19 protein-coding genes are annotated in these 24,555 nt (G+C 61.0%); 11 read left to right on the top strand and 8 right to left on the bottom strand.

The window, feature by feature from the left end; translation table 11 throughout:
- Nucleotides 1-130: 130 nt before the first annotated feature.
- Both M0814_RS17065 and yejK read right to left on the bottom strand, forming a co-directional pair.
- A complete protein-coding gene (locus tag M0814_RS17065) occupies nt 131-481 on the bottom strand; it encodes a glutaredoxin family protein (RefSeq protein ID WP_003221906.1) in 351 nt (116 codons plus the stop codon).
- Entirely contained in the window at nt 481-1,485 is a 1,005-nt protein-coding gene (gene yejK / locus M0814_RS17060; RefSeq protein WP_003221908.1) for a nucleoid-associated protein YejK, read from the bottom strand. The genes M0814_RS17065 and yejK overlap by 1 nt, the downstream gene beginning before the upstream one ends.
- Before the next feature lie 395 nt (nt 1,486-1,880).
- Here yejK and M0814_RS17055 point away from each other — a divergent pair, with 395 nt between their 5' ends.
- On the top strand, nt 1,881-2,162 hold the full coding sequence (locus M0814_RS17055; RefSeq protein WP_003221909.1) for an HU family DNA-binding protein: 282 nt from the start codon (nt 1,881-1,883) through the stop codon (nt 2,160-2,162).
- Nucleotides 2,163-2,364: 202 nt separating this feature from the next.
- Here M0814_RS17055 and rlmF read toward each other — a convergent pair whose 3' ends face one another.
- From rlmF to M0814_RS17030, 5 genes are all read right to left on the bottom strand, one after another.
- Nucleotides 2,365-3,384, bottom strand: a complete 1,020-nt coding sequence (gene rlmF / locus M0814_RS17050; RefSeq protein ID WP_003221911.1) for a 23S rRNA (adenine(1618)-N(6))-methyltransferase RlmF — start codon at nt 3,382-3,384, stop codon at nt 2,365-2,367.
- Between the two features lie 234 nt (nt 3,385-3,618).
- A complete protein-coding gene (locus tag M0814_RS17045; protein WP_103484917.1) occupies nt 3,619-6,465 on the bottom strand; it encodes a valine--tRNA ligase in 2,847 nt (948 codons plus the stop codon).
- Nucleotides 6,466-6,732: 267 nt separating this feature from the next.
- Nucleotides 6,733-7,128 (bottom strand): hypothetical protein, encoded by a 396-nt coding sequence (locus M0814_RS17040; RefSeq protein ID WP_003221916.1) that lies wholly within the window; start codon nt 7,126-7,128, stop codon nt 6,733-6,735.
- A gap of 8 nt (nt 7,129-7,136) precedes the next feature.
- Nucleotides 7,137-7,565, bottom strand: a complete 429-nt coding sequence (locus M0814_RS17035) for a DNA polymerase III subunit chi (RefSeq protein ID WP_003221918.1) — start codon at nt 7,563-7,565, stop codon at nt 7,137-7,139.
- Between the two features lie 60 nt (nt 7,566-7,625).
- Entirely contained in the window at nt 7,626-9,116 is a 1,491-nt protein-coding gene (locus M0814_RS17030; RefSeq protein ID WP_103484916.1) for a leucyl aminopeptidase, read from the bottom strand.
- Between the two features lie 308 nt (nt 9,117-9,424).
- Between M0814_RS17030 and lptF the strand changes: the two genes are divergently transcribed.
- The 8 genes from lptF (at nt 9,425) to pdxJ (ending at nt 17,842) form a co-directional block, all read left to right on the top strand.
- Nucleotides 9,425-10,546: an LPS export ABC transporter permease LptF gene (gene lptF / locus M0814_RS17025; protein ID WP_003221922.1), complete on the top strand. Its 1,122-nt coding sequence runs from the start codon at nt 9,425-9,427 to the stop codon at nt 10,544-10,546.
- A complete protein-coding gene (gene lptG / locus M0814_RS17020; RefSeq protein ID WP_003221924.1) occupies nt 10,539-11,600 on the top strand; it encodes an LPS export ABC transporter permease LptG in 1,062 nt (353 codons plus the stop codon). The genes lptF and lptG overlap by 8 nt, the downstream gene beginning before the upstream one ends.
- Nucleotides 11,601-11,772: 172 nt before the next feature.
- Nucleotides 11,773-13,569 (top strand): translation elongation factor 4, encoded by a 1,797-nt coding sequence (gene lepA, locus M0814_RS17015; RefSeq protein WP_003221926.1) that lies wholly within the window; start codon nt 11,773-11,775, stop codon nt 13,567-13,569.
- 9 nt (nt 13,570-13,578) lie between these two features.
- A complete protein-coding gene (gene lepB / locus M0814_RS17010) occupies nt 13,579-14,433 on the top strand; it encodes a signal peptidase I (protein WP_003221931.1) in 855 nt (284 codons plus the stop codon).
- A gap of 183 nt (nt 14,434-14,616) precedes the next feature.
- Entirely contained in the window at nt 14,617-15,306 is a 690-nt protein-coding gene (gene rnc, locus M0814_RS17005) for a ribonuclease III (RefSeq protein ID WP_024011703.1), read from the top strand.
- Nucleotides 15,299-16,201 (top strand): GTPase Era, encoded by a 903-nt coding sequence (gene era / locus M0814_RS17000; protein ID WP_003221935.1) that lies wholly within the window; start codon nt 15,299-15,301, stop codon nt 16,199-16,201. Before rnc ends, era begins: the two co-directional genes overlap by 8 nt.
- Nucleotides 16,202-16,369: 168 nt before the next feature.
- A complete protein-coding gene (gene recO, locus M0814_RS16995) occupies nt 16,370-17,059 on the top strand; it encodes a DNA repair protein RecO (RefSeq protein WP_103484915.1) in 690 nt (229 codons plus the stop codon).
- 39 nt (nt 17,060-17,098) lie between these two features.
- Nucleotides 17,099-17,842 (top strand): pyridoxine 5'-phosphate synthase, encoded by a 744-nt coding sequence (pdxJ, locus tag M0814_RS16990; protein ID WP_064382428.1) that lies wholly within the window; start codon nt 17,099-17,101, stop codon nt 17,840-17,842.
- A 127-nt stretch (nt 17,843-17,969) separates the two neighbouring features.
- Here pdxJ and mltF read toward each other — a convergent pair whose 3' ends face one another.
- Nucleotides 17,970-19,421 (bottom strand): membrane-bound lytic murein transglycosylase MltF, encoded by a 1,452-nt coding sequence (mltF, locus tag M0814_RS16985; RefSeq protein WP_103484914.1) that lies wholly within the window; start codon nt 19,419-19,421, stop codon nt 17,970-17,972.
- A gap of 285 nt (nt 19,422-19,706) precedes the next feature.
- Here mltF and purL point away from each other — a divergent pair, with 285 nt between their 5' ends.
- Together purL and M0814_RS16975 are read left to right on the top strand one after the other, a co-directional pair.
- A complete protein-coding gene (gene purL / locus M0814_RS16980; RefSeq protein ID WP_103484913.1) occupies nt 19,707-23,603 on the top strand; it encodes a phosphoribosylformylglycinamidine synthase in 3,897 nt (1,298 codons plus the stop codon).
- A 5-nt stretch (nt 23,604-23,608) separates the two neighbouring features.
- Nucleotides 23,609-23,920 carry a YqfO family protein gene (locus M0814_RS16975; RefSeq protein ID WP_103484912.1) on the top strand — a complete coding sequence of 104 codons (312 nt, stop codon included), beginning with the start codon at nt 23,609-23,611 and terminating at the stop codon, nt 23,918-23,920.
- Nucleotides 23,921-24,555 lie beyond the last annotated feature (635 nt).

The following is a 24,555-nucleotide window of genomic DNA, read 5'->3' as shown; positions in this document are numbered from 1 at the left end:
TGTCGAATCGTCGCACCGTCCCGCTCGACTGCGCAGCAGTCGCAAAATATGCGAACGCGCGCTCGCCCTGAAAAGCGGGGGCCGCTTCGCAGCCCAGCGGGAGCAAGCTCCCTCGCCACAGGTGTGTGTGTTACTTGAGGGCAGCGAGGATCTCGTCCGGGTCGAACCCGCGAATCAACGTGCCATTCACATCAATCAGCGGAATCCCGCGTCCACCCAGCGCTTCATACGCCTTGCGCGCCTCGGCGTCCTTCTCGATGTCGAACTCCTGGAACGCAATCCCTTTGCTGTCGAGAAAACGCTTGGTCTGCTTGCAGTAGCCGCACCAGTCGGTGGAATACAGCACGACGCTGGCGTTGGCACGAACCTGCTCCGAGACCATTTGCGACGGGTTGAACACCCGCTCGATCTTGCCCCAGTTCTGATAGACCACGACCACCAGCAGGACCAGTGCGACCTTCTTCAGCACATTACCGAGCATCAGTTGCGGCGCTTGAGCTGATCAGTGAGCGAGGTCGGCAGGCCCTTGATGATCAGGGTGCCGGCCTCTTCGTCGTACTCGATCTTCGAGCCCAGCAGGTGCGCTTCAAAGCTGATCGACAGGCCTTCGGCGCGGCCGGTGAAGCGGCGGAACTGGTTAAGGGTGCGTTTGTCCGCCGGAATCTCCGGCGACAGACCGTAGTCCTTGTTGCGGATGTGGTCGTAAAAGGCTTTCGGGCGTTCTTCGTCGATCAGCTCCGACAGCTCTTCCAGGCCCATCGGCTCGCCGAGCTTGGCCTGGCTGCTGGCGTAATCGACCAGGGTCTTGGTTTTTTCGCGGGCGGAGTCTTCCGGCAGGTCTTCGCTCTCGACGAAGTCGCTGAAGGCTTTGAGCAGGGTGCGCGTCTCGCCCGGGCCGTCGACGCCTTCCTGGCAGCCGATAAAGTCACGGAAGTATTCCGAAACCTTCTTGCCGTTCTTGCCCTTGATGAACGAGATGTACTGCTTGGACTGCTTGTTGTTCTGCCACTCGGACACGTTGATCCGCGCCGCCAGGTGCAACTGGCCGAGGTCGAGGTGACGCGACGGGGTCACGTCCAGCTCATCGGTCACCGCCACGCCTTCACTGTGGTGCAGCAGGGCGATCGCCAGGTAGTCGGTCATGCCTTGCTGATAGTGGGCGAACAGCACGTGGCCGCCGACCGACAGGTTCGACTCTTCCATCAACTTCTGCAGATGCTCGACCGCGACTTTGCTGAACGCGGCGAAGTCCTTGCCACCGTCCATGTATTCCTTCAGCCAGCCGCTGAACGGGAACGCGCCGGATTCCGGATGGAACAGGCCCCAGGCTTTGCCCTGTTTGGCGTTGTAGCTCTCGTTGAGGTCGGCGAGCATGTTCTCGATGGCCGCGGACTCAGCCAGTTCAGAGTCACGGGCGTGCAGAACTGCGGGCGTGCCGTCGGGTTTTTTGTCGATCAGGTGGACGATGCAATGACGGATCGGCATGGGCTTCTCGGCTGGTGGAAGGGAGGAGGGCAGGCTCCCCCGAAAAAGCGCCCAGTGTACCGCAACCACTGGTTTTGGCGCGGGGTGAAGGGCAAATCCGGGGCGGGTGGCGGTCCTTATGCAGTTTTTTACCGATTTAGAGCAATAAACCTGACCAAATGGGTAGCTAGAGGCGGATATTTCCCCGTCTCTGTGCTAGTTTTGCCCGGTCTTACGCGAAGTCACTGCGTTAAGCGTGCAATCAGCATTTGTCAGGTCGAACCAAACCCTGATTTCGGCATCTATAACCCGACTCGTCGTGGTTATCGCCGAGGGTGCCAGATCCAGAAGATCGGGCTCGATGGCTGACACTGCACTCTGCAATCCATATGAATTTGATAGGGAAGGAACACTACATGGCTCTTACTAAAGACCAACTGATCGCCGACATCGCTGAAGCTATCGACGCGCCGAAAACCACCGCGCGTAACGCTCTGGACCAACTGGGCCAAATCGTTGCCGATCAGCTGGAAAACGGCGGCGAAATCACCTTGCCAGGTATCGGCAAGCTGAAAGTGACCGAGCGTCCTGCCCGCACTGGCCGTAACCCTTCGACTGGCGCTGCCATCGAAATCCCTGCCAAGAAAGTGATCAAGCTGGTTGTGGCCAAAGGCCTGACCGACGCTGTGAACAAGTAAGACGCAGCGATAAAAAAACCGTGCACCGGAGCGATCCGGGCACGGTTTTTTTGTGTCTGCGATTTGGCGATGCCACGCAATCCAATGTGGGAGCGAGCCTGCTCGCGAAAGCGCTGCGTCAGTCAATAATGAAGTTAACTGACACGCCGCCTTCGCGAGCAGGCTCGCTCCCACAATTGACCTGCGCCGGTCTATGCAATGTTTAGCGCGTCCAGCGCTCGCGACGCCAGATCTGCTGCTCCGACTTGGTCTGGAAGGTCCACGCCACAAAACGGCTCTGCTTCTGCCCTTGCGACATCTCCACCACCTGGCTTTCCAGCACGCCGGCCTTTTTCAGCGCGGTTTCGATGGCGGGCAGGTTCGAGGCTTTCGACACCAGCGTGCTGAACCACAGCACCTTGTGCTGGAAGTTCGCGCTCTCGGCGATCAGTTGCGTCACGAAACGCGCTTCACCGCCCTCACACCATAGCTCGGCGGACTGACCACCGAAGTTCAGCACTGGCAGCTTGCGTTTCGGATCGGCCTTGCCCAGTGCGCGCCATTTGCGCTCGCTGCCCTTGGTCGCTTCCTCCATCGAAGCATGGAACGGCGGGTTGCACATGGTCAGGTCAAAGCGCTCGCCCGGCTCCAGCAAGCCAATCAGAATGTGCTTGCGGTTTTCCTGCTGGCGCAGCTTGATGACCTTGTTCAGGTCGTTGGACTGGACGATGGCTCGGGCGGCGGCCACGGCCGTCGGGTCGATTTCCGAACCGAGGAAGTGCCAGCGGTATTCGCTGTTGCCGATCAGCGGATAAACGCAGTTGGCGCCCATGCCGATGTCCAGCACATTGATGATCGCGCCGCGCGGGACCTTGCCGTCGTTCATGCTCGCCAGCAAGTCAGCGAGGAAGTGCACGTAATCGGCACGGCCCGGGACCGGTGGGCACAGATAATCTGCCGGGATGTCCCAATGCTCGATGCCATAGAACGACTTGAGCAGCGCCCGGTTGAACACGCGCACCGCATCGGGGCTGGCGAAGTCGATGCTTTCCTTGCCGTACGGGTTGGTGATCACGAACTTCGCCAGTTCCGGCGTGGTCTTGATCAGCGCCGGGAAGTCATAGCGACCCTGGTGGCGATTGCGCGGGTGCAGACTGGCCTTTTCACGCGACTCAACGGCTTTGGTCGGGGTCGCGGCATCAGGCTTCTTGCGCGCAGGTTTGGGGGTGCGGGGGGCGTTCATGGGTGTGATCGATTCGGGTATGGCTGAAAGTGGCGGGTATTGTCCCACATCTAAAGGCAACATCGTTCAAACTGTGGGAGCGGGCTTGCTCGCGAAAGCGGCGTGTCCGCCAACACATAGGTTGAATGACACACCGCATTCGCGAGCAAGCCCGCTCCCACAGGGGATTTGTAGCGATTCTTGAATAAAAAAGGGAGGCCGTTGCGGGCCTCCCTCTTTCATTGCGGCTTGCCGTTACAGGCTGGAAATCCGCGCGTGCTGCTCGGCCAGTTTGCCCAAGGCTTGTTCAGCCTCGGCCAGCTTGGCGCGTTCCTTCTCGATGACTTCGGCCGGGGCCTTGTCAACGAAACCGGCGTTCGACAGCTTGCCACCAACGCGCTGAACTTCGCCCTGCAGACGCAGGATTTCCTTGTCCAGACGCGCCAGTTCGGCGCCCTTGTCGATCAGACCGGCCATCGGCACCAGCACTTCCATCTCGCCGACCAGCGCGGTGGCGGACAGTGGCGCTTCTTCGCCAGCGGCCAGAACGGTGATCGATTCCAGACGCGCCAGCTTCTTCAGCAGTGCTTCGTTCTCGGTCAGACGACGCTGATCTTCAGCGCTGACGTTCTTCAGGTAGATCGGCAGCGGTTTGCCCGGGCCGATGTTCATCTCGCCACGGATGTTGCGTGTGCCGAGCATCAGACCCTTGAGCCATTCGATGTCGTCTTCGGCGGCCGGATCGATGCGCTCCTCGTTGGCCACCGGCCAAGGTTGCAGCATGATCGTCTTGCCCTGAATGCCGGCCAGCGGCGCGATGCGCTGCCAGATTTCTTCAGTGATGAACGGCATGAACGGGTGCGCCAGACGCAGCGCCACTTCCAGTACGCGCACCAGCGTGCGACGGGTGCCGCGCTGACGCTCGACCGGGGCGTTCTCGTCCCACAGCACTGGCTTGGACAGTTCCAGGTACCAGTCGCAGTACTGGTTCCAGATGAACTCGTACAGCGCTTGCGCGGCGAGGTCGAAACGGAATTGATCCAGTTGACGGGTCACTTCGGCTTCGGTGCGTTGCAGCTGCGAGATGATCCAGCGATCCGCCAGCGACAGCTCGTAGGCTTCGCCGTGCTGGCCGCAGTCTTCGCCCTTGTCCAGAACATAGCGCGCGGCGTTCCAGATCTTGTTGCAGAAGTTGCGATAGCCTTCGACGCGGCCCATGTCGAACTTGATGTCGCGACCGGTGGACGCCAGCGAGCAGAAGGTGAAGCGCAGGGCGTCGGTGCCGTAGCTGGCGATGCCGTCGGCGAACTCGTCGCGGGTCTGTTTCTCGATCTTCTTCGCCAGTTTCGGCTGCATCATGCCGGAGGTGCGCTTCTGCACCAGTGCTTCCAGCTCGATACCGTCGATGATGTCCAGCGGGTCCAGGACGTTGCCCTTGGACTTGGACATCTTCTGGCCCTGGCCATCACGCACCAGACCGTGTACGTAAACGGTCTTGAACGGCACCTGCGGGGTGCCGTCCTCGTTCTTGATCAGGTGCATCGTCAGCATGATCATCCGGGCAACCCAGAAGAAAATGATGTCGAAACCGGTGACCAGCACGTCGGTGGAGTGGAATTTCTTCAGGAATTCGGTCTTTTCCGGCCAGCCGAGGGTGGAGAAGGTCCACAGACCCGAGCTGAACCAGGTGTCGAGCACGTCGTTGTCCTGTTGCAGCGCAACGTCCGGGCCGAGGTTGTGCTTGGCACGCACTTCGGTTTCGTCGCGACCGACGTAGACCTTGCCCGACTCGTCGTACCAGGCCGGAATCCGATGGCCCCACCACAGCTGACGGCTGATGCACCAGTCCTGGATGTCGCGCATCCACGAGAAGTACATGTTTTCGTACTGCTTCGGCACGAACTGGATACGGCCGTCTTCAACGGCGGCAATAGCCGGCTCAGCCAGCGGCTTGGTGGAAACGTACCACTGGTCGGTCAGCCACGGCTCGATGACGGTGCCGGAGCGGTCGCCTTTCGGCACTTTCAGGTTGTGATCGTCGACGCTGACCAGCAGGCCGGCGGCGTCGAACGCAGCGACGATCTGCTTGCGCGCTTCGAAACGCTCGAGACCGGCGTATTCAGCCGGGATCTTGCCGTCGATGCTGTCGTTCAGCGTGCCGTCGAGGTTGAACACCTGGGCGGCGGGCAGCACGTTGGCGTTCTTGTCGAAGATGTTCAGCAGCGGCAGGTTGTGGCGCTTGCCGACTTCGTAGTCGTTGAAATCGTGGGCCGGGGTGATTTTCACGCAGCCGGTGCCGAATTCTGGATCGCAGTAATCGTCGGCGATGATCGGGATGCGGCGGCCAACCAGTGGCAGCTCGACAAATTTGCCGATCAGGGCTTTGTAGCGTTCGTCGTTCGGGTTAACCGCGACGGCGGAGTCGCCGAGCATGGTTTCCGGACGGGTGGTCGCGACGATCAGGAAATCGTTGCCTTCAGCGGTTTTCGCGCCGTCGGCCAGCGGGTACTTGAGGTTCCACAGGAAACCTTTCTCGTCGTGGTTTTCCACTTCGAGGTCGGAAATCGCCGTGTGCAGCTTGGTGTCCCAGTTGACCAGACGCTTGCCGCGATAGATCAAACCGTCTTCGTGCAGGCGCACGAAGGCTTCTTTAACCGCTTCCGAGAGACCGTCGTCCATGGTGAAGCGCTCGCGGCTCCAGTCCACGGACGAGCCGAGGCGGCGGATCTGCCGGCTGATGTTGCCGCCGGACTGATCCTTCCACTCCCAGACTTTCTCGAGGAATTTCTCGCGGCCCAGGTCGTGACGGTTCTGGCCGGTGGCTTCCAGTTGACGCTCGACCAGCATCTGCGTGGCGATACCGGCGTGGTCGGTGCCCGGCTGCCACAGGGTGTTGCGACCCTGCATGCGGCGGAAACGGATCAGGGCGTCCATGATCGCGTTGTTGAAACCGTGACCCATGTGCAGGCTGCCGGTGACGTTCGGCGGCGGGATCATGATGGTGTAGGAATCGCCCGCGCCTTGCGGTGCGAAATAGTTCTCGGACTCCCAGGTGTTGTACCAGGAAGTTTCAATGGCGTGCGGCTGGTAGGTCTTATCCATGCGCGGCGGGACCCTATTGGCATTTATTCAGGAAAAGCCGGGAAGTATAGCGGGGCATGGGGCCGAGGGCGAGCGGGGCGGGCCGGGTGGAGATCTAAATGTGATCGCGAACTCTGTGGCGAGGGAGCTTGCTCCCGCTCGGCTGCGCAGCAGTCGTAAAAACTGCCACGCAGGCTTCGCGGACAAAACACTGTTGAATGGTTTTGGGGGCGCTTCGCACCCCAGCGGGAGCAAGCTCCCTCGCCACAAAAAATACCGAAGGCCGGGTTATTCGTATTGGCTCAGCAACCGCTCCATCCGCGCCTCGAGGCGGCGTTTGATTTCGGTTTCGATGTGCGGCGCGAAGTCGTCGATCACGTCCTGCATGATCAATTGCGCGGCGGCGCGCAGTTCGCTGTCCAGGTGCAGCAGGGCGTCCGGGCCTTTATCCACAGGCGCTGCCGGTTTGGCAGCAGGCGCCGGGGCCGGAGCTTGGGGCGGTTCGATGGCGGGCGGCGCGGTGTCGACGGCCTCGAACAGCATCGGAATCTGTTCCTGTTCACCGTCATCGACCGTGTCGGTCAGCAGTGGCGGTTGCAGGTTGTCATCGCCGAGCAACTGGCGGATCGATTCGAGATCGTCCAGCAGGTGCGCAGGCTTTTGCAGCGGTTTTGGAGTGTCCATCGGCGTACTCAGAGTCGCTGTAAACGGTGATCTTGCAGAGGATAGCCCTGTTCGCGGTAGAAACGGAAACTCTCCCGTGCCGCCGCGCGAATCACCGGATCTTCCACCACCACTTCCGCCACGCGGGCGAATTGGCTGGCGAAGGCCGGGACTTTCAGGTCGAGGTTGACCAGCAGGTCCTGATGCGCGCCGCAGTCAGCGCCCAGTCCCAGCACGATCAAACCGTCCGGTTCGCTCTCGGCAGGGCCGTGGGGCACGAACGTTTCGCCCTTGAACGCCCACAGGCGCGCATCGAGATCGTCACGCTGGGCAGCATCGCTGCAATGCAGGTAGATGCGATGACCCATGCGCCAGGCTTTCTCGGTGAGCTTGCAGGCAAAGTCCAGGCGAGCCGAAGGATCGGCGCTGGGCAGGATATAGAAGTCGACTTTGGTCATTGCGGTTCCTGAGCCTTGAGCAGCGTCACCGTAAAGTGACGCCGCCCAGGTTCATCGGTTTCAGGCTTTGGCGCGGTCCAGCAGGTATTGGGTCAGCAGCGGCACCGGACGGCCGGTGGCGCCCTTGTCCTTGCCGCCGCTGGTCCACGCGGTGCCCGCGATGTCGAGGTGCGCCCAGTTGAGGTTCTTGGTGAAGCGCGACAGGAAGCACGCAGCGGTGATGGTGCCGGCCTTCGGCCCGCCAATGTTGGCGATGTCGGCAAACGGGCTGTCCAGTTGCTCCTGGTATTCGTCGAACAGCGGCAGTTGCCAGGCGCGGTCGTCAGCGGCTTTACCGGCGCTGAGCAGTTGCCCGATCAGCTCGTCGTTGTTGCCCAGCAGGCCCGAAGTGTGGGCGCCCAGTGCAACCACGCAGGCACCGGTCAGGGTGGCGATGTCGATCACGGCTTGCGGCTTGAAGCGCTCGGAGTAGGTCAGGGCGTCGCACAGCACCAGACGGCCTTCGGCGTCGGTGTTGAGGATTTCCACGGTCTGGCCGCTCATGGTGGTGACGATGTCGCCCGGACGCGAAGCAGTGCCGCTCGGCATGTTTTCGGCGCAGGCGAGGATGCACACCAGGTTGATTGGCAGCTTCAGCTCGAGCACCGCACGCAGGGTGCCGAACACGCTGGCGGCGCCGCCCATGTCGTATTTCATCTCGTCCATGCCGGCGCCCGGCTTGAGGCTGATACCGCCGGTGTCGAAGGTGATGCCTTTACCGACCAGCGCGTAAGGCTTCTCGGACTTCTTGCCACCGTTGTATTGCATGACGATCAGGCGCGGCGGCTGGGCGCTGCCCTGGCCGACGGCGTAGAACGAACCCATGCCGAGCGCTTTGATCTTCTTCTCGTCGAGGACTTCGACTTTCAGATCCTTGAACTCTTTGCCGAGGTTCTTGGCTTGCTCGCCAAGGAACGTCGGGTGGCAGATGTTCGGCGGCAGGTTGCCCAGCGTGCGGGTGAAGGCCATGCCGTTGGCGATCGCGGTGGCGTGGGTCACGGCGCGCTGCACTTCAGCCTGGGCTGCCTTGATGGTCAGCAGGGTGATTTTCTTCAGGGTGCGCGGTTCGGCTTTCTGGCTCTTGAACTGGTCGAAAGTGTATTCGCCGTCCACCAGGGTTTCCGCCAGCAGACGGGTCTTGCCGTAGCTGTCGCGGTTTTTGACGATGATTTCATCCAGGGCCAGTACGGCGTCGCTGCCGCCCAGACCTTTCAGGGTATTGAGGATGCCGGCAACGATTTTACGGAACGGACGGTCGCCCAGTTCTTCATCCTTGCCCACGCCGACCAGCAGCACGCGCTCGGCCTTGAGGTTCGGCAGGCTGTGCAGCAGCAGGCTTTGACCGACCTTGCCGGCCAGATCGCCACGCTTGAGTACGGCGCTGATCGCGCCGCCGCTCAGCTCGTCGACCTGTTTGGCGGCCACGCCGAGTTTGCGGCCTTCGCCGACGGCAACCACCAGGGTGGCGGTTTTCAACGTTTCTGGGCTAACGCTTTTTACAACCAGTTCCATGTCCGGATCCCTGAATGAATGGTCAACACACAGGCGTTCGACGGTGTCCGCAGTCGCCTGCTTATAGATAGAAGAGACGCAGGCCGGTGCCTGCGACAAAGGCGGCAGTTTGAACCTCGCTCCCTGCGCCTGACAACCCTCGGCGGCACGATCTTCAACCGATTACACGCTTGGGTGAGTGTGCGCAGTGACAGGCGCCCTCAATCACAGGATAATGCCGCATCTTTTTTCGACGGCTCTGCCTTGCGGGCCGCTCGAAACGTTTGCTTGTTTGGCCGCCTTAGCCTGACAACCCTGGAGTGTCTGGTTTGATCGTCTTCCGTTATCTGTCCCGTGAAGTGATGTTGACCCTGAGCGCCGTCAGCGCCGTGCTGCTGGTCATCATCATGAGCGGTCGCTTCATCAAATACCTTGCCCAGGCCGCTGCGGGCCAACTCGATCCGGGATCGCTGTTCCTGATCATGGGTTACCGTCTGCCGGGTTTCATGCAACTGATCCTGCCATTGGGGCTGTTTCTCGGGATCCTGCTGGCTTACGGCCGGTTGTACCTCGAAAGCGAAATGACCGTGCTCTCGGCCACCGGCATGAGTCAGCAGCGTCTGCTGCGCATGACCCTGTTCCCGGCAACGCTGGTGGCACTGGTGGTCGCGTGGCTGAGCCTGAGCCTGGCCCCGCAGGGCGCCACCCAGTTTCAGCTGTTGCTGAACAAGCAGGACGCCCTGACCGAGTTCGATACCCTAGAGCCTGGCCGTTTTCAGGAGTTGCGTGACGGCACCCGGGTGACCTACACCGAAACGCTGACTGATGATCGTGTCAACCTCAGCGGCGTGTTCATCTCGCAGAAGAACCTCGGTTCCGATCAGAAAGACCGAGGGATTTCCGTGCTGGTGGCCGAGAAGGGCCGTCAGGAAATCCGCCCGGACGGCAACCGCTACCTGATCCTGCACAATGGCTATCGCTATGACGGCAGTCCGGGCCAGGCCGATTATCGTGCGATCAAATACGACACCTACGGCGTATTGCTGCCCAAACCTGATGCCAGTGACGAAGTCACCGACCGTGATGCGATCCCCACTTCGACCCTGCTGAGCAATGACGACGTGCGCTCCAAGGCCGAACTGCAATGGCGCCTTTCGCTGCCGTTGCTGGTATTCATCGTGACTCTGATGGCGGTGCCGCTGTCGCGGGTCAATCCGCGTCAGGGCCGTTTCCTGAAGCTGCTGCCGGCGATTCTTCTTTATATGGCTTACCTGACCATCCTGATTGCCGCCCGCGGCGCCCTCGAAAAAGGCAAGATTCCGTCGGGCCTCGGTTTGTGGTGGGTGCACGGGATCTTCCTGGTCATCGGTCTCGGCCTGTTGTACTGGGAGCCCATGCGCCTGAAACTGGCCAGCCGTCGCAGCGCTGCGCTGGAGGTGGCCCGTGGTTAAACTCGACCGCTACATCGGCAGCAGTGTGTTCATGGCGATCATCGCCGTGCTGGCGATCATTCTGGGTCTGGCGACACTGTTCGCTTTCATCGACGAGATGGGCGACGTCAGCGATACCTATACGCTGACCGATGTGCTGAGCTTCGTCATCCTCACCGCGCCACGTCGCTTGTATGAAATGCTGCCGATGGCCGCGCTGATCGGCTGTCTGATCGGCCTCGGCAGTCTGGCCAGCAGCAGTGAGCTGACGGTCATGCGTGCGGCGGGTGTGTCCATCGGGCGCATCGTCTGGGCGGTCATGAAGCCAATGCTGGTGCTGATGCTGGCCGGCGTGCTGATTGGCGAGTACGTGGCCCCGGCCACCGAAAGCATGGCCCAGGCCAATCGCTCGCTGGCGCAAGGCAGCGGCGACGCGCAGAGCGCCAAGCACGGCATGTGGCACCGTCAGGGTGAGGAGTTCATCCATATCAACGCCGTGCAACCCAACGGCCTGTTGTATGGCGTGACCCGCTATCACTTCGACAAAGAGCGCCACCTGCTGAGCTCCAGTTTCGCCAAACGTGCGGATTTCGACGGCAAGCGCTGGCTGCTCACCGACGTAGCTACCACGGTTTTCCACGAGCGCAGTACCGAAGTGGTGAATGCGCCGAGCGAGGAGTGGGACGTGTCGCTGAGTCCGCAATTGCTCAACACGGTGGTGATGGCGCCTGAAGCACTGTCCATTTCCGGTCTGTGGGGCTATATCCACTATCTGGCGGATCAGGGCCTGAGCAACGGTCGTTACTGGCTGGCATTTTGGGTCAAGGTGTTGCAGCCGCTGGTCACCGCTGCACTGGTGCTGATGGCGATTTCCTTCATTTTCGGTCCGTTGCGCTCGGTCACCCTCGGTCAGCGGGTGTTCACCGGTGTACTGGTGGGCTTCACCTTCCGCATCGTCCAGGATTTGCTCGGTCCATCGAGCCTGGTGTTCGGTTTCTCGCCGCTGTTCGCGGTGCTGGTGCCGGCCACGGTCTGTGCGCTGGCAGGCGTCTGGTTGCTGCGACGGGCCGGTTGATGGCCGCGTTGTTGCCAATGCTTTAATCGCGAAAACGCCTCGGTCGACAGATCGGGGCGTTTTCGTATGCAATCCGGGTGACAGGCGAACGTGACGCTTGCGCCGTGTATCAGGTACAATTCCCGGCTATTTTTCGGCGGGCCAAGCCTGCAGCCTTTTTGAGTGTTGATCCGTGAGTGATTTGAGTCATATCCGCAATTTCTCCATCATCGCCCACATTGACCATGGCAAGTCGACGCTGGCTGACCGTTTCATCCAGATGTGCGGTGGCCTGGCCGAGCGTGAAATGGAAGCCCAGGTACTGGATTCCATGGATCTGGAGCGCGAACGCGGGATCACCATCAAGGCCCACAGCGTTACTCTCTATTACAAAGCCAAAGATGGCGTCACCTACCAGCTGAACTTCATTGACACCCCGGGCCATGTCGACTTCACCTACGAAGTCAGCCGTTCCCTGGCGGCGTGTGAAGGTGCGTTGCTGGTGGTCGATGCCGGTCAGGGTGTTGAAGCCCAGTCCGTGGCCAACTGCTACACCGCGATCGAGCAGGGCCTCGAAGTCATGCCGGTGCTGAACAAGATCGACCTGCCACAGGCCGAGCCGGACCGCGTCAAGGACGAGATCGAGAAGATCATCGGCATCGACGCCACCGACGCCGTCACCTGCAGCGCCAAAACCGGCCTGGGTGTCGACGAAGTGCTCGAACGTCTGGTCGCGACCATTCCTGCGCCGACCGGCAACATCGAAGATCCGCTGCAAGCGTTGATCATCGACTCCTGGTTCGACAACTACCTGGGCGTTGTCTCCCTGGTGCGCGTGCGTCATGGCCGCGTGAAGAAGGGCGACAAGATCCTGGTGAAATCCACCGGCAAGATCCACCTGGTCGACAGCGTCGGTGTGTTCAACCCGAAACACACCGCCACCGCTGACCTCAAGGCCGGCGAAGTGGGCTTCATCATCGCCAGCATCAAGGACATTCACGGTGCGCCGGTCGGTGACACCCTGACCCTGAGCTCGACTCCGGATGTCCCGGTACTGCCCGGCTTCAAACGCATCCAGCCACAGGTTTACGCCGGTCTGTTCCCGGTCAGCTCCGACGACTTCGAGGACTTCCGCGAAGCGCTGCAGAAACTGACCCTGAACGACTCGTCGCTGCAGTACACCCCGGAAAGTTCCGATGCACTGGGCTTCGGCTTCCGTTGCGGCTTCCTCGGCATGCTGCACATGGAGATCATCCAGGAGCGCCTGGAGCGCGAATACGACCTGGACCTGATCACCACCGCGCCAACGGTAATTTTCGAGCTGGTGCTGAAAACCGGTGAAACGATTTACGTCGACAACCCATCCAAGCTTCCGGATGTGTCGGCGATCGAAGACATGCGCGAGCCAATCGTGCGTGCCAACATCCTGGTTCCGCAGGAGCACCTGGGTAACGTCATCACCCTGTGCATCGAGAAACGCGGCGTACAGGTCGACATGCTGTTCCTCGGCAATCAGGTGCAGGTCACTTATGACTTGCCGATGAACGAAGTGGTCCTGGACTTCTTCGACCGCCTCAAATCCACCAGTCGCGGCTATGCTTCGCTGGATTACCATTTCGATCGTTACCAATCGGCTAATCTGGTGAAACTGGACGTGCTGATCAACGGTGACAAGGTCGACGCCCTGGCGTTGATCGTGCACCGTGACAATTCGCACTTCAAAGGTCGCCAGTTGACCGAGAAGATGAAAGAACTGATTCCTCGTCAGATGTTCGACGTGGCCATCCAGGCTGCCATTGGCGGTCAGATCGTCGCCCGGACCACCGTCAAGGCACTCAGAAAGAACGTATTGGCCAAATGCTACGGCGGTGACGTAAGCCGTAAGAAAAAGCTGCTTGAAAAGCAAAAGGCCGGTAAGAAACGCATGAAGCAGGTCGGCAACGTGGAAATTCCACAAGAAGCCTTCCTTGCCGTGCTCAGGTTGGAATAGTCAGGTCCTATGTCACTAAATTTCCCGCTGTTGCTGGTCATCGCCGTGTTCGTCTGCGGCCTGTTGGCGTTGCTCGATCTGCTGTTCCTGGCGCCGCGTCGGCGTGCTGCCATTGCCTCTTATCAAGGCAGTGTCAGCCAGCCCGAGCCCGTGGTGGTCGAGAAACTGAACAAAGAGCCGTTGCTGGTTGAATACGGCAAGTCGTTCTTTCCGGTGCTGTTCATCGTGCTGGTGCTGCGTTCGTTCCTGGTGGAACCGTTCCAGATCCCGTCCGGCTCGATGAAACCGACCCTGGACGTCGGCGACTTCATTCTGGTGAACAAGTTTTCTTACGGGATCCGCCTGCCGGTGATCGACAAGAAAGTCATCGAAGTCGGTGATCCACAGCGTGGCGATGTGATGGTGTTCCGCTACCCGAGCGACCCGAACGTCAACTACATCAAGCGTGTAGTCGGCCTGCCGGGCGACACGGTGCGTTACACCGCCGACAAGCGTCTGTTCGTCAATGGCGAGTCGATTGCCGAGCAACTGGTCGGCTCCGAGCCGGGCACGCTGGGCAGCGCGGAACTCTACAAGGAAAAACTCGGCGCCGCCGAGCACCTGATCCGCAAGGAAATGAGCCGCTACCGCGCTACGCCGGACCATACCTGGACCGTGCCGGCCGGGCACTACTTCATGATGGGCGACAACCGCGACAACTCCAACGACAGTCGCTACTGGGATGACCCGAACATTCCCAAGGATCTGCTGGGCATGGTTCCCGACCAGAATATCGTCGGCAAAGCCTTCGCTGTCTGGATGAGCTGGCCGGAACCGAAACTCAGCCACCTGCCGAATTTCTCGCGGGTTGGCCTGATCAAGTAATCAAACACGGCGCTGTTGACCACAGCGCCGAATGCATTTCTGGAGTCGACACAAATCGGCTCCGGGGCATGAAGCCACGATATTCAGGATGTAATTTTTGAACACAGCGTTAATTGTCCCAGGCCTGCGCCGTACCCCGGCGATGGCGGTGGAATCCAGCCACGAACTCAGCGTGGGTAAACCGTGAGCGTTTCTCTAAGCCGTCTCGAGCGCCAGCTCGGTTACACCTTCAAGGATCAGGAGCTGATGCTGCTGGCCCTCACGCACCGCAGCTTTGCCGGGCGTAACAACGAACGCCTGGAATTCCTCGGCGATGCCATCCTCAATTTCGTCGCAGGCGAAGCGCTGTTCGATCGCTTCCCGCTGGCCCGCGAAGGCCAGTTGTCGCGTTTGCGCGCACGCCTGGTGAAGGGTGAGACACTGGCCGTGCTGGCCCGTGGTTTCGACTTGGGCGACTACCTGCGTCTGGGCTCGGGCGAACTGAAAAGCGGTGGCTTCCGTCGCGAATCGATTCTGGCCGATGCCCTCGAAGCGCTGATCGGTGCGATCTACCTCGATGCCGGCATGGACGTCGCCCGCGAGCGCGTACTGGCCTGGCTGGCCGGCGAGTTCGAAGGCCTGACGCTGGTCGACACCAACAAGGATCCCAAGACCCGTCTGCAGGAACACCTGCAATCGCGCGGTTGCGAACTGCCACGCTACGAAGTGGTGGACATCCAGGGTGAACCGCACTGCCGTACCTTCTTCGTCGAGTGCGAAGTTGTCTTATTGAATGAAAAAAGCCGGGGTCAGGGTGTGAGCCGTCGTATTGCCGAACAGGTAGCGGCCGCCGCAGCACTGATTGCCCTGGGCGTGGAGAATGGCAATGACTGATACAAACGCAACTCGCTGTGGCTACGTTGCCATCGTCGGCCGTCCCAACGTCGGTAAGTCGACGCTGCTGAACCACATCCTCGGCCAGAAGCTCGCGATCACCTCGCGCAAGCCGCAGACCACCCGCCACAACATGCTCGGGATCAAGACCGAGGGTGACGTGCAGGCGATCTACGTCGACACCCCCGGCATGCACAAGGGTGGCGAAAAGGCCCTGAACCGCTACATGAACAAGACCGCTTCGGCGGCGTTGAAAGACGTCGACGTGGTGATCTTCGTGGTTGACCGCACCAAGTGGACCGAAGAAGACCAGATGGTGCTGGAGCGCGTGCAGTACGTGACCGGCCCGCTGATCGTCGCGCTGAACAAGACCGACCGCATCGAAGACAAGGCCGAGCTGATGCCGCACCTGTCGTGGTTGCAGGAACAGCTGCCGAACGCGCAGATCATCCCGATTTCCGCGCAGCACGGGCACAACCTCGACGCGTTGGAAAAGGTCATCGCCGATCATCTGCCGGAGAACGATCACTTCTTCCCGGAAGACCAGATCACCGACCGCAGCAGCCGTTTCCTCGCCGCCGAACTGGTGCGCGAGAAAATCATGCGCCAGATGGGTGCCGAGCTGCCGTACCAGATCACCGTCGAGATCGAAGAGTTCAAGCAGCAGGGCAAGACCCTGCACATCCATGCGCTGATCCTCGTCGAGCGTGACGGCCAGAAGAAGATCATCATTGGCGACAAGGGCGAGCGCATCAAACGCATCGGCACCGAAGCGCGCAAGGACATGGAGCTGCTGTTCGACTCCAAGATCATGCTCAACCTGTGGGTCAAGGTGAAGGGCGGCTGGTCCGACGACGAGCGTGCACTGCGTTCGCTGGGTTACGGCGATCTGTAATAGCGGTTTTCTGATCCTTCAGAGAACCCCCTGTGGGAGCGGGCTTGCTCGCGAATGCGCAGTGTCAGTCGACATATACTTTGACTGATTCACCGCATTCGCGAGCAAGCCCGCTCCCACAGTAGTTTTGGGTTGTGTGCAAAACCGCGTTTCTTCATCGAGAACTTCATGTCGCAAACCCCGCCTCCCGCCCAACTCGCCTACGTCCTGCATTCGCGCGCCTACCGCGAAACCAGCGCGCTGGTCGACTTCCTCACGCCGCAAGGTCGGCTGCGGGCGGTGTTGCGCAGTGCGCGGGGCAAGGCCGGGACACTGGCGCGACCGTTCGTGCCGCTGGAAGTCGAGTTTCGTGGCAAGGGTGAGCTGAAGAATGTCGGGCGCATGGAAAGTGCCGGTAATGCGACCTGGATGGTCGGCGAGGCGCTGTTCAGCGGTCTCTATCTCAATGAACTGCTGATCCGCCTGCTGCCCGCCGAAGACCCGCACCCGGCGGTGTTCGATCACTACGCTGCCACGCTGTTGGCGCTGGCTGAAGGTCGCCCGCTGGAGCCGTTGTTGCGCTCCTTTGAATGGCGCCTGCTGGACGATCTCGGTTACGGCTTTTCCCTGAACACCGATATCCACAGCGAGCCGGTCGCGCCGGACGGTCTCTATCGCCTGCAAGTGGATGCCGGGCTTGAGCGTGTCTACCTGCTGCAACCGGGCTTGTTCAACGGCGTTGAATTACTGGCCATGGCTGAAGCCGATTGGTCCGCCCCCGGCGCACTGTCGGCGGCCAAGCGTCTGATGCGTCAGGCATTGGCCGTTCATCTGGGCGGTCGCCCCCTCGTCAGCCGCGAGCTCTTTCGCAAGCCCTGATATGCTGTGCGCCGAATCTTTCCCTTCAGGAGCGCATCCGTGACCACCAGCAATCGCATTCTTCTTGGCGTGAACATCGACCACGTCGCCACCCTGCGTCAGGCCCGTGGCACGCGCTACCCGGATCCGGTCAAGGCTGCGCTGGACGCGGAAGAGGCGGGCGCCGACGGCATCACCGTGCACCTGCGCGAAGACCGCCGGCACATTCAGGAGCGCGACGTGTTGCTGCTCAAGGATGTGCTGCAGACTCGCATGAACTTTGAAATGGGCGTCACCGAAGAAATGATGGCGTTCGCCGAGCGCATCCGTCCGGCGCACATCTGCCTGGTGCCGGAAACCCGTCAGGAGCTGACCACTGAAGGCGGCCTGGACGTAGCGGGGCAGGAGGAACGCATCAGGGCAGCGGTCGAGCGCCTGTCGAAGATCGGCAGCGAAGTGTCGCTGTTCATCGATGCCGACGAACGCCAGATCGCTGCGTCGAAGCGCGTCGGTGCGCCGGCCATCGAGCTGCACACCGGGCGCTACGCCGACGCCGAGACCCCGACCGAAGTGGCTGAAGAGTTGAAACGCGTGGCGGACGGCGTGGCGTTTGGTCTGGCGCAAGGCCTGATTGTCAATGCCGGGCATGGCCTGCATTATCACAACGTCGAAGCCGTGGCGGCGATCAAGGGCATCAACGAACTGAACATCGGCCATGCGCTGGTGGCGCATGCGTTGTTCGTCGGGTTCAAGTCGGCAGTGTCCGAGATGAAGGCGCTGATCCTGGCGGCCGCCAAGCACTAATCAACAACCCAGAACCCAATGTGGGAGCGGGCTTGCTCGCGAATGCGGTGTGTCAGTCGACATATTCTTTGACTGATACACCGAATTCGCGAGCAAGCCCGCTCCCACAGGGGATTCAGGGGGCTGATTAAAGCGGCGCAGGCTCTTGCGCCGGCTTGGTCTTGTCGATGCCGGGCACATGCAGATTGCCCTCGGCCACCTGATCGCCTTCAAGCTGCGGCTGGGTCACCCAAGTCAGGATGTCGTAGTAGCGACGAATGTTCGCCACGAAATGCACCGGTTCGCCGCCCCGGGCGTAGCCGTAGCGAGTCTTGCTGTACCACTGCTTCTGCGACAGGCGCGGCAGCATCTTCTTCACGTCCAGCCACTTGTCCGGGTTCAGGCCCTCGCGGGACGCCAGTTTGCGTGCGTCATCGAGGTGACCGCTGCCGACGTTGTACGCCGCCAGCGCGAACCAGGTGCGGTCCGGCTCCTGAATCGACTCGTCGAGCTGATCCTTCATGTAGGCCAGGTACTTGGCGCCGCCCATGATGCTCTGCTTGGGATCGAGACGGTTCGATACGCCCATGGCCTGAGCGGTGTTCTGGGTCAGCATCATCAGGCCGCGCACGCCGGTTTTCGACGTGACCGCCGGTTGCCACAGCGATTCCTGATAACCGATAGCCGCCAGCAGGCGCCAGTCGACTTTCTCTTTCTTGGCGTAGGTCTTGAAGTGCTGTTCGTATTTGGGCAGACGTTGCTGCAGGTGCTGGGCGAAGGTGGTGGCGCCCATGTAGCCGAGGACATCGACGTGGCCGTAGTAGCGGTCTTTCAGGCGCTGCAGGGTGCCGTTCTTCTGCACCTTGTCGAGGTAGGCGTTGATCTCGTTGAGCAGGCTGTTGTCTTCGCCGGCGGCCACCGCCCAGCTCTGGCTGCGCGCATCGCCGAGGTCGAAGGCTACGCGGATGTTGGTGAAGTACACCTGGTTCATCGCCACTTCGTTGGAGTCGACCAGCGTCAGGTCGATCTGGCCTTCATCGACCATGCGCAACAGGTCGACCACTTCAACCGCGTCGGACTCTTCGTATTCGATGCCGGGAAATTTCTTTTTCAGCTCGGCCAGCTGTTCGGCGTGGGTGCTGCCCTTGAGCACCATGATCTTCTTGCCGACCAGATCGGCCGGTCGCGACTGGCCGTTGCGATAGATGATCTGCGGGGTCACTTCGAGGTAGGAGTGGGAGAAGCGCACCTGTTTCTTGCGCTCCTCGCTGCTGACCAGGCCGGCCGCGGCCAGCACCGGGCCGTTCGGCTTGCCGATCTGGTTGAACAGGTCGTCGAGGTTGTCGGCAGTCTCGATCTTCAGTTCCACCCCCAAATCGTCGGCGAAGCGCTTCACCAGCTCGTATTCGAAGCCGGTTTCACCGCTGCGATCCTGAAAGTAGGTGGCGGGACTGTTACGGGTAATCACCCGCAGCACACCATCCTCCTTTACGCGCTCGAGTGTGTTGGGTTTATCAACACAACCACCGAGCATCAGGAAGAGTCCGGTTGCGATCAGCCATTTGGCGTACCGCGGACGCAAAGCCGTTGGGAAAAACATCTGCGCAGTATACGCAAACGGCTGCGGGCGCCATATCTCGACAGTGAAGGGCTTGTCTGCTAGAGATCACAAAACCGCACGAAACCCCGCAGGAATGGGGCTGAACGGCATTTTGTGACAGAAAAAATAAGCGCTGCCCGCACACCCTCGAAATTTGACTTCAAAGGCAGAAACACAGATTGATATCCGAGTGCAACCGTGCGTAGCGTTTCGGGTGATGTTGAGGGCGGTTTAGGCTAGAATGCACGGCCTCAAAGCACACCCCTTCCCGAGGCTGTCCCGAAGATGTTGATCCTGCGCGGCGCTCCTGCCCTTTCTGCCTTTCGCCACAGCAAACTCCTTGAGCAACTGAGCCAGAAGGTTCCAGCTGTCAGTGGCCTGTATGCTGAATTCGCTCACTTCGCCGAAGTCACCGGCGTCCTGACCGGCGACGAACAGCAGGTGCTTGCGCGCCTTCTGAAGTACGGCCCAAGCGTTCCGGTACAAGAGCCGACCGGTCGTCTGTTTCTGGTGTTGCCGCGTTTCGGCACCATCTCGCCATGGTCGAGCAAGGCCAGCGACATCGCCCGCAACTGCGGCCTGAGCAAGATCCAGCGCCTGGAGCGCGGCATCGCGTTCTACGTGGCCGGCCAGTTCAGCGACACCGAAGCCCAGCAAATCGCCGACGTGCTGCATGACCGCATGACCCAGATCGTTCTGGGCAACCTGGAACAGGCCGCCGGTCTGTTCAGCCACGCCGAGCCGAAGCCGCTGACCGCGATCGACATCCTCGGCGGCGGTCGCGCCGCGCTGGAAAAAGCCAACACCGAACTCGGTCTGGCCCTGGCCGAAGACGAGATCGACTATCTGGTCAACGCGTTCAACGGTCTCAAGCGCAACCCGCACGACATCGAACTGATGATGTTCGCCCAGGCCAACTCCGAGCACTGCCGCCACAAGATCTTCAACGCCAGTTGGGATATTGACGGCGAGAGCCAGGAAAAAAGCCTGTTCGGCATGATCAAGAACACCTATCAGATGCACAACGAAGGCGTGCTGTCCGCTTATAAGGACAACGCCTCGGTGATCGTCGGCAACGTCGCCGGCCGCTTCTTCCCGGATCCGGAAACCCGCCAGTACGGCGCGGTGCAGGAGCCGGTGCACATTCTGATGAAGGTCGAGACCCACAACCACCCGACCGCGATTGCCCCGTTCCCGGGCGCGTCCACCGGTTCCGGTGGCGAGATCCGCGACGAAGGTGCAACCGGCCGTGGCGCCAAACCGAAGGCTGGTCTGACCGGTTTCACCGTATCCAACCTGCAGATCCCGGGCTTCGAACAGCCGTGGGAAGTGCCGTACGGCAAGCCTGAGCGCATCGTTACCGCGCTGGACATCATGATCGAAGGCCCGCTGGGCGGCGCCGCGTTCAACAACGAATTCGGGCGTCCGGCCCTGACTGGCTACTTCCGTACCTTCGAACAGTCGATCACCACCCCGCACGGTGACGAAGTTCGTGGCTACCACAAGCCGATCATGCTCGCCGGCGGCATGGGCAACATCCGTGAAGAACACGTCAAGAAAGGCGAGATTCTGGTCGGCTCCAAGCTGATCGTGCTCGGCGGCCCGGCCATGCTCATCGGTCTGGGCGGCGGTGCCGCTTCCTCGATGGCCACCGGCACCAGCTCGGCGGATCTCGACTTCGCTTCCGTACAGCGTGAAAACCCTGAGATGGAGCGTCGCTGCCAGGAAGTCATCGACCGTTGCTGGCAACTGGGCGACAAGAACCCGATCAGCTTCATCCACGACGTGGGCGCGGGCGGTCTGTCCAACGCCTTCCCGGAACTGGTCAACGACGGCGACCGCGGTGGCCGTTTCGAACTGCGCAACATTCCCAACGACGAGCCGGGCATGGCCCCGCACGAAATCTGGTCCAACGAATCGCAGGAACGTTACGTTCTGGCGGTCGGCCCGGCCGACTTCGAGCGCTTCAAGGCGATCTGCGAACGCGAGCGTTGCCCGTTCGCCGTGGTCGGCGAAGCCACTGCCGAGCCGCAACTGACCGTGACTGACAGCCACTTCGGCAACAACCCGGTGGACATGCCGCTGGAAGTGTTGCTGGGCAAGGCCCCGCGCATGCACCGTTCGGTGGTTCGCGAAGCCGAGCTGGGCGATGATTTCGATCCGTCGAACCTCGACATCAGCGAGTCCATCGAGCGCGTCCTGCATCACCCGGCCGTGGCGAGCAAAAGCTTCCTGATCACCATCGGCGACCGCACCATCACCGGCCTCGTGGCCCGTGACCAGATGGTTGGCCCATGGCAGGTTCCGGTGGCCGACGTCGCAGTTACCGCCACCAGTTTCGACGTCTACACCGGTGAAGCGATGGCGATGGGCGAGCGGACTCCGCTGGCGTTGCTGGACGCTCCGGCGTCGGGCCGCATGGCCATCGGCGAAACCCTGACCAACATCGCCGCTTCGCGCATCAACAAGATCTCCGACATCAAACTGTCGGCGAACTGGATGTCCGCTGCCGGCCACCCAGGCGAAGATGCGCGTCTGTACGACACCGTGAAAGCGGTCGGCATGGAACTGTGCCCTGAGCTGGGCATCACCATCCCGGTCGGCAAGGACTCGATGTCCATGGCCACCCGCTGGAACGACAACGGTGAAGAAAAAACCGTGACCTCGCCGATGTCGCTGATCGTGACCGGTTTCGCCCCAGTGGCTGACATCCGTCAGACCCTGACCCCGGAACTGCGCATGGACAAGGGCACCACCGACCTGATCCTGATCGACCTCGGTCGTGGTCAGAACCGTATGGGTGCTTCGATCCTTGCTCAGGTTCACGGCAAGCTCGGCAAGCAGGCTCCGGACGTCGATGACGCCGAAGACCTGAAAGCCTTCTTCGCCGTGATCCAGGGCCTCAACGCCGACGGTCACCTGCTGGCTTACCACGACCGTTCCGACGGTGGTCTGCTGACCTCCGTGGTGGAAATGGCGTTCGCCGGCCACTGCGGTCTGAGCCTGAACCTGGACAGCGTTGCCGAAAACTCGGCCGAAATCGCCGCGATCCTGTTCAACGAAGAGCTGGGTGCAGTGATCCAGGTTCGTCAGGATGCCACCCCGGACATCCTCGCGCAGTTCAGCGCGGCCGGTCTGGGCGACTGCGTGTCGGTGATCGGTCAGCCGATCAACAATGGCCAGATCAACATCACCTTCAACGGTGACACCGTGTTCGAAGGCCAGCGTCGTCTGCTGCAACGTCAGTGGGCCGAGACCAGCTACCAGATCCAGCGTCTGCGCGACAACGCCGACTGCGCCGAGCAAGAGTTCGACGCGCTGCTGGAAGAAGACAACCCGGGCCTGAGCGTCAAGCTGAGCTACGACGTCAACCAGGACATCGCCGCGCCTTACATCAAGAAAGGCATCCGCCCACAGGTTGCCGTGCTGCGTGAGCAGGGCGTCAACGGTCAGGTGGAAATGGCGGCAGCGTTCGACCGCGCCGGTTTCAACGCGATCGACGTGCACATGAGCGACATTCTCGCTGGCCGTGTCGACCTGAACGAGTTCAAAGGTCTGGTGGCCTGCGGTGGTTTCTCCTACGGCGACGTCCTCGGCGCCGGTGAAGGCTGGGCCAAGTCGGCGCTGTTCAACAGCCGCGCCCGCGATGCGTTCCAGGGGTTCTTCGAGCGTAACGACAGCTTCACCCTCGGCGTGTGCAACGGTTGCCAGATGATGTCCAACCTGCACGAGCTGATCCCGGGCAGCGAGTTCTGGCCGCACTTCGTGCGCAACCGCTCCGAGCAGTTCGAAGCGCGTGTGGCGATGGTGCAGATCCAGGAATCGAACTCGATCTTCCTGCAGGGCATGGCCGGTTCGCGCATGCCGATCGCCATCGCTCACGGTGAAGGCCATGCCGAATTCGAAAGCGAAGAGGCGTTGCTGGAGGCCGATCTGTCCGGTTGCGTGGCGATGCGTTTCGTCGACAACCACGGCAAGGTCACCGAAGCCTACCCGGCCAACCCGAACGGTTCGCCGCGCGGGATCACCGGTCTCACCAGCCGCGACGGTCGTGTGACGATCATGATGCCGCACCCGGAGCGTGTGTTCCGCGCGGTGCAGAACTCGTGGCGTTCGGAAGACTGGACCGAGGATGCTCCTTGGATGCGCATGTTCCGTAACGCTCGCGTCTGGGTGAACTAAGCGTCGTGTACAAGCTCGGGTTTTTTGTTCCCGACAGCCATGTCGAGGTGGTCAAGGACGCTGTATTCGCTGCCGGTGGTGGGCGGATCGGGGACTATGACCACTGTGCTTGGCAGGTGCTCGGTCTGGGCCAGTTTCGTCCGTTGGATGGCAGTCAGCCGTTTATTGGTGAGGCGGGGCAGATTGAGCGGGTTGAGGAGTGGAAGGTTGAGCTTGTGGTTTGTGACGCGTTGATTCGTGATGTGGTGGCGGCTTTGAAGTTGAGTCACCCTTACGAGACGCCGGCTTATGAGGTGTGGCGGTTGGAGGATTTCTGATCTTCCTTCCGCTGGAACGGGAAACCCGCAGATGAGTGATTGTCTGCGGGTTTTTTGTTGGCTGCGATTTGGTTGGCGACTTCATTCAACTGTGGGAGCGAGCTTGCTCGCGAAAGCGTTGGGTCGGGCAATGATGTTCTGGCTGACCGGGTACATATCCATTGCTGCGGTCACGGCTGCTTAGGGTTCCGCCCTTACGGCGAGTCACTTTTGACAAACGCCTCAAAAGTAACCAAAAAGTCTTGCTCCTGCGTTCGGCCCGCTCGCTGGGGCTCGGGGTCCCTTCGCTGCGGGATTGATCCGGGGGCAGCGCCTACGGTTTGCTTCGCTGCACCTCCTCTCGCTGTGTTTGGCTGCGCCAAACGGTCGCTGCGCTCCCACCCCCGGATCAATCCCTCCACTCAGCCTTCCGACGTCGCCCGTGGATCAAGATCAAGAGCTGCAGCCGAGCTTGCGCTCATCCTGGAGTGGGGCGGCTTCGCCGCATGGGGTGTGCGCTTGCTAAATTGTAGGAGCCAGCTTGCTGGCGATGGTGGCCTGACAGCCGACCAATCTCTACCTGAATACACCGGGTTCAAACTGTGGGAGCGGGCTTGCTCGCGAAGGCGTCCTGCCAGCTCACTGATCCATTGCAG

This window comes from Pseudomonas sp. MWU12-2020, from assembly GCF_023100605.1.
In the GTDB taxonomy this organism is placed as follows: domain Bacteria; phylum Pseudomonadota; class Gammaproteobacteria; order Pseudomonadales; family Pseudomonadaceae; genus Aquipseudomonas; species Aquipseudomonas fluorescens_H.
This window is presented reverse-complemented; position numbering and strand designations above follow the sequence as displayed.